Origin of the sequence: Psychrobacter sp. 4Bb (assembly GCF_002836735.1) — a bacterium.
Lineage (GTDB): Bacteria > Pseudomonadota > Gammaproteobacteria > Pseudomonadales > Moraxellaceae > Psychrobacter.
Map to the genome: position 1 here is coordinate 87,536 of NZ_PJAS01000053.1, position 6,000 is coordinate 93,535.

A 6,000-nucleotide genomic window follows, 5' to 3' on the forward strand; every position below is an offset into this window, starting at 1 on the left:
ACGCTATTTCAACGTATTAATCCATCTAATATACCTTACTAAACGTTGTCTTGCTCAAACATTTTTGGATCGTTGAAAGTAACGATTTCTTCTTCAAACTCTGGTTTTACTTTTACGATAAAGTCATCACGCGACAGACCCATGCGCAGCGGAATTGAGCTGGCGATATAAGTCGATGAGTAAGTACCCGCAAGTAAACCAATAAACAGAGCTACTGAGAACCAGTATAGTCCATCACCGCCCAAGAAGAGCATGGCTAGTACGACCAACAAAACAGTTGAAATGGTCATAATCGTACGGCGTAGCGTCTCGGTCAACGATAAATCAATCGTCTGTTCAGGCGTAATTCCGCGAACACGGCGGAAGTTTTCACGAATACGGTCATAGACAACGATGGTATCGTTCAATGAATAACCAATCAATGCCAATACCGCAGCCAATACCGTCAAATCAAACGGAAAGCCGAATAGTGCAAATACACCGATGGTTACGACAGCATCATGGAATAGTGATAGTACGGCACCTAGAGACAATTTGAACTGGAATCGTAGGGCAACATAGCCAAGCATACATACCAGTGCTAACACCAATGCCATGACGGAGTTTAAATAAACCTCATTACCAACTTGGCTACCGATGATATTCACGTTGCTAATTGTAGCGGTGTTGCTAGGTAGGGCCAATGCTTGCGTCAGATTTGCACTTAGCCCATCGACGTTATCAGACTGAGGTGGTAGACGTACGAGTAGCTCTTCACGAGTACCTAGGTATTGTACAACTGCATCATCAAAGCCATTGTCTGCTAGTGCTTGTACAACAGCAACTTGCTCAACAGGCTGCTCATAGCGCACATCAGCAGAGACACCACCAGTAAAATCAAGACCTAAGTTCAGTCCGTTTACCGCGATAGCAATGATACTACCGATCACCATAAATAAAGATAGTAATGCCATCGGCTTTTCTATCTTCATAAATGGAATAATACGCTGGTTACCAACTGCCTTGATGCCACCTTCAGCGACAGCTGCGGCATCATCAGCGGCGTCACCTGATATTACGTCAGAATCAACAGCGGTAGATAGTGCTTGATTGTCTTTGGCATTTTTACCTTTACCACCGCGACGACTAGAGCTTTTGCCTGACTTTGCGGTAGTAGGGTTATTGGTTTTAGTATTGCTACCTTTACCATCACGACGCGGTTTGTTACGGCGACGCGTACTTGCATTGGTCGTGTCACCGTTTGAGCCATTTCGATCAGGATTATTCTGCTGTTCTAAAGGGTTGTTATTATCAATCGCCATAATATTCTCCTAACCGATGCTCAGACTTTTGATGGATTTACGCTTACCATAAGCAATTTGTACTAGTGCACGTGTCACCAAAATTGCAGTGAATAGCGAGCTGACAATACCAATAGCTAGCGTAATCGCAAAGCCTTTAATCGGACCAGTACCAATCGCAAATAGGATAAACGCGACCAATAAGGTTGTAATGTTGGCATCAAAAATACTGCTAAATGCGCGATCAAAACCTGCCACGATGGCTGATTTTGGCCGTACACCGTTGGCAATCTCTTCTCGTATTCGCTCAAAAATCAGTACGTTGGCATCAACTGCCATACCGATGGTCAAAACGATACCTGCGATACCAGGTAGGGTAAGTGATGAACCCAAAATTGACATAATCGCAATGATAATAATAACGTTCACGGCTAGCGCAACGTTGGCAATCACCCCAAACAGGCGATAGAAGATAATCATAAACGCGAAGACTAATAGATAGCCGACCTGCGTAGAGAACAATCCTTTATCAATGTTTTCTTGACCGAGTGATGGACCAATAGTGCGCTCTTCTACGAAGTACATCGGTGCAGCAAGTGCGCCTGAACGTAGCAATAGCGCAAGCTCAGCTGCTTCAGCACTACTATCTAGACCCGTAATACGGAATGATGAACCCAGTACCGCTTGAATATTAGCGCGGTTGATGACTTTGGTTTCAGCGTAAGGTGTGCGTACTTCAGTCGTCTCACCAGTGGCTGGATCTTCTTCGTAAGTGATTCTTTGTTTGTTTTCAATGAACAATACAGCCATCTGTTGACCAACCGCTGTACGAGTGGCGTTCTGCATGAGCTTGCCGCCAGCACTGTCCAAGGTAATACTTACTTCAGGTAGACCACTTTCATCCAAGCCAGTTTGTGCATTGGTTACTTTGTCCCCGGTGACGATCGCTTGACGATCTAACAGTACAGGAGGACCATCAAGTGTTTCGAATGGGAATGCTTCTGTGCCCGCTGGAGGTATGCCACCAGTATAGGTATCGGCATCTTCTGCCACCATACGGAACTCAAGGTTTGCAGTACGACCAAGTACACGTTTCGCTTCAGCAGTATCTTGTACACCAGGTAGCTCAACGACGATACGGCTAGCGCCTTGCGACTGTACCAAAGCTTCGGTAACACCCAGCTCAGCAATACGGTTACGTAGAGTCGTTAAGTTCTGATTGACCGCGTAGCTATTGATTTCGTCAAGTGTCGCATCGTTATACGATAAGACCAATGCAGGACCTTGATCATCAATAGAAGACTGCAAGTTAAACGTATTGCTCATCGAGCCTTGCAATACATTTTGGGCACGGTTACGAGTATCAGTATCAGCAAAATGCAATACTACGCCGCGATCTTCGGTTTTGATACCTTTGATTGCTACTCGCTCAGCACGTAGCTCACGTCGCATATCGCGACTGGCACTGGTCAAACGCTGTTCAAGCGCCTTGTCCATATCGACTTCGAGTACAAAGCGTACACCACCACGCAAATCGAGACCAAGCTTCATCGGTCTTGCACCAGTATCGCGTAGCCACTGCGGGGTAGTCTGTGCTAGGTTAAGGGCAACGACATAGTCTTCGCCCAAGTTTTGACGTAGCACTTCTTGCGCTTTTAGCTGATCGACTGGATTGTTGAGGCGTACCAGCGCGCTGTTGCCCTCAAACGTACCATCGTGGTTATCTAGACCTGCCTCTTCGAGTAAGCTTTGAGACTCGGTTAAGATGCCTTCAGATAGCTGAGTTCCTGCGGCTGCGCTCGTAATCTGCACAGCAGGTTCGTCAGGATAAAGGTTGGGGGCAGCATATAGACCGGCAACGAGTAGCACGACGGCAATTAGTAAGTATTTCCAAGCGGGATATTGCATAATCACTTCTTTAAGTTGATAAACGACTGGCGACGTAGGCCACAAGTTAGCAGATGGGAAGTTAGCGATAGCAACGGTCGAGTGCTATGTTCAGCAGCCGTCATCATGCACCATTGCGATCATCCGCGATGATAGTAACGCATAAAACAGTAAAGCAAATAATACAGATGTCTGTTTATCTGGTCACCAAAAATCATATGGCTGACTTGGATAAAGATAGGACATCTAAACAGTAAGCCTAATTTATATAGCAATTTTACCTTACTGTGTTAATAGCGAAAAATGACCGTAAATCATATACGGTCATTTTTTAGTCATTACATTCGTTAATGTGACGACTATTGAATGTTCACTAATAAATTTTCACTAATAAAAAATAGTGAACATTCTCATTAGACGCTTTCAATCGTGCCAGCAGGCAATACTGAAATAACAGAAGCACGTTGTACTTTCACGTCAGTATTGTTGTTTAGGCTCACAACGGCATAGTCGCCTTCGATTGCTTTGATACGACCCATTAAGCCACCAGCAAAAATGATTTCACTACCCACGGTCAATGCGTTAACCATGGCACGGTGCTCTTTGGTACGCTTAGACTGCGGGCGAATGACCAAGAAGTAAAAAATCGCAAAAAACGCAACAGGCAGTAAAATCTGACCGAATAGACCTGCAGCACCTGCAGTCTCTGGCGCAGCATGGGCAGCTTGAATAAATAAGCTCATAATATCTCTCAGTAAGTCATAGACAATAATAAAATTAGACGCATAGTAACAAAAAATCCCAGACTTGGTAACTGTTAATCATAGGCTGAGTGTGTTTTTCTTAGCGCAAGGCATACTATCAGCCAACGAATAGGACAACAATGATTTTACTATATTCAGATAATCCATATAAAGCCTCAGGCTAAATAGCTGTCATGAATTGGCTAGTAAAGATGTCGTCATACAACCGTTAATAGTAGGGTAATAAAAGTCATCAAAAAACAAAAACTTAAAAATGGTGACTTATTGTGAAATGGTATCATCAATGCTACTATCAAATGGCAATGATTGCCTGTATTTAGTATGCTATATCTTGAACCATATTACGGCTTATTGAAGCATAGTATGGCTTTGAAATAGCGATTAAATCAGCTAAATCAGCTTTGAGTAACTATTTATACAATAGACAGATTCATTCTATTGCTTTATTAATAGTAATCTGAAAATCGATATAAATTACTCATGACATTATCTTCCTTTTTCTCTTTTTAGGTTACCTAACTTGTTCACCACTTTTATGTTTGTACCTCGTTTATGTCGTCCGCGCGCTCATCGTAAAGACGCATCTGCAGAACCTCCCCCGAGAATGACTACTAGTTCTCGATTTGGTTATACTTCTTTTTCAGCACTATCTGCATTAGCAATTCTTATGCTACCGCAGGCAGTGTGGGCAGCTGGTGCTGTATCAACATCTAGCGAGGCGGCAGCACCAACTGCGCTTAGCGTTTCTCTGTTGATATTTTTTGTCTTACTTGCTATTGGTGTCTCTTTCGTCTGTTCATTAGCAGAGTCTGTTTTGCTAAGCATGACGCCATCGTTTATTGCGGATGTGCAAGAAACCAGTCCCAAAAAAGCAGAAATGCTTAAAAGCCTGAAAGTGGACAATATTGACCAGTCACTAGCCGCTATTTTAACGTTAAATACCGTTGCCCATACACTTGGCTCTATCGGTGCGGGTGCACAGGCTACGATCGTCTTTGGTAGTGCGTGGTTTGGTCTGTTTTCTGCCCTTATGACGCTTGCTATCTTATTCTTGTCTGAGATTATCCCAAAAACTTTGGGTACAGTTTACTGGCGTCAACTAAGTGGTCTGGTTGCTTACTTCGTTCGCGGCATCATCATGCTCTTGTATCCATTAATCTGGTTCTCAGAGCGTCTGACGAAACTATTAGTACGCGGTAAAGAGCCGCAAACATTTAGCCGCCGTGAGTTTGCTGCTCTTGCTAGTATCGGTGAAGAGTCAGGACAAATTGACCCACTAGAGTCGCGTATCATTCGTAACTTGCTCGCGTTTGGCGCTATTAAAGTCGAAGATATCATGACACCGCGCTCGGTGATGCTCGCATTCGAAGAGAATAAGACCGTCGCTGAGCTATTGGTTGATCGTCCAAAGCTGACGTTTTCTCGCTTGCCAATCTATGATGGTGATTTGGATAACATTACAGGTTTTGTCCTAAAAACCGACATGCTACTGGCTAAAGTTAACCATGCTATGCACAAGCCGTTGACGCAATTTCAGCGCGACATCACCTTTGTTTTCTCTAAAATGAAGCTGTTTGACTTGTTAGAATTGATGCTAAAAAACCGTATTCATATTGCGATTACAGTCGGTGAATATGGTGAAGTTAAAGGACTTGTCACGTTAGAAGATGTATTTGAGACATTGTTAGGTCTTGAGATTGTCGATGAGATAGACCGCGTCGAAGACATGCAGGCCTTGGCTCGCCAGATGATGGATAGACGGGTAGAGCGTTTGGGCATGAAGCTCAGCGATGATGAGCAGTATGAAGATAGTAATAACGAACCTAAGTCTTAACGAAGCCCTAACTATGCCTTCATGAAGCCACACTCTAGCGTTGATAGCTTAACCATAAGTGTTGACGGTTCTAAAGATTGGTGGTTTAAAAATGGTCAGCTCATTATGGGCTGACTATCAAACTAGAGCTGCAAAGCATCTAACCGTTTAAGCTAGGATTTATAGCATAAAGTGTTAAGAACATTTGATTTGATAGCTTGGGTTTTTATTCGCAATAATTACACAGGGTGTCACA

At 43.6% G+C, this 6,000-nt stretch carries 4 protein-coding genes; 1 reads left to right on the top strand and 3 read right to left on the bottom strand.

Annotated elements, in window-relative coordinates:
* Positions 1-38: 38 nt before the first annotated feature.
* From secF to yajC, 3 genes are all read right to left on the bottom strand, one after another.
* On the bottom strand, positions 39-1,301 hold the full coding sequence (gene secF / locus CXF60_RS04510) for a protein translocase subunit SecF (RefSeq protein ID WP_102090977.1): 1,263 nt from the start codon (positions 1,299-1,301) through the stop codon (positions 39-41).
* A gap of 9 nt (positions 1,302-1,310) precedes the next feature.
* Positions 1,311-3,188 (bottom strand): protein translocase subunit SecD, encoded by a 1,878-nt coding sequence (gene secD / locus CXF60_RS04515; RefSeq protein WP_102090978.1) that lies wholly within the window; start codon positions 3,186-3,188, stop codon positions 1,311-1,313.
* Between the two features lie 392 nt (positions 3,189-3,580).
* The gene (gene yajC / locus CXF60_RS04520; RefSeq protein WP_057759529.1) at positions 3,581-3,910 is read right to left on the bottom strand and encodes a preprotein translocase subunit YajC; all 330 of its coding nucleotides are present in this window, start codon (positions 3,908-3,910) and stop codon (positions 3,581-3,583) included.
* 625 nt (positions 3,911-4,535) lie between these two features.
* Here yajC and CXF60_RS04525 point away from each other — a divergent pair.
* Positions 4,536-5,765, top strand: coding sequence for a CNNM domain-containing protein (locus CXF60_RS04525; protein WP_228153252.1), 1,230 nt, complete (start codon positions 4,536-4,538; stop codon positions 5,763-5,765).
* Positions 5,766-6,000: the final 235 nt, after the last annotated feature.